Origin of the sequence: Lysobacter sp. TAB13, from assembly GCF_052113885.1 — a bacterium.
GTDB classification, from domain to species: Bacteria; Pseudomonadota; Gammaproteobacteria; order Xanthomonadales; family Xanthomonadaceae; genus Lysobacter; species Lysobacter gummosus.
In genome coordinates this window covers 1-447 of sequence record NZ_JBFRDR010000206.1, presented here as the reverse complement: position 1 = coordinate 447, position 447 = coordinate 1, and the positions used below count along the sequence as shown (strand labels likewise).

Annotated in this window: 1 protein-coding gene; it reads right to left on the bottom strand. The window is 64.6% G+C overall.

Annotated elements, in window-relative coordinates:
- On the bottom strand, positions 1–260 hold a 260-nt coding region (locus tag AB4Y92_RS25840; RefSeq protein WP_441822216.1), incomplete at its 3' end, for a hypothetical protein.
- Positions 261–447 lie beyond the last annotated feature (187 nt).

Genomic DNA, 447 nt, shown 5'->3' with positions numbered 1-447 from the left:
TAGCTGGGCGGGCCGCCGAGGTGTGCGCTCTCGACGCAGGTATTGCGGTTTTGCGCCGGATAGGCCGACCAGCGTTGGACCAACGTCGCGCGTGCCTGATTCTCATCGTCCTGGCAGGCCTGGGCGGTACGCCCGACCCCCATGCTGGAGCGGCCGACGTCCCGGCAGGTGTTGATCACGTCGAAGCGCGGCGGTCCATCGGAAACGGGAATGAGGAGACCGGCCGATAGTGAAAGCGAGAAAAGGGCTGCGCTGATCATGGCGTAACCTCCGAAGGGTCRCCCGCGCGTCTGCGCGTTCAAACCCGATCTCTCCCAGTATAGCGCGTCGCCTGAACTGCTGCTAGCGAAGCGTAACCCGGTTGCGGCCGCTGGCCTTGCTCTCGTAAAGCAACCCGTCTGCTCGCCTGTAGATTTGCTCCAGCGGCTCCAGGCCGTTGAAGAGGGC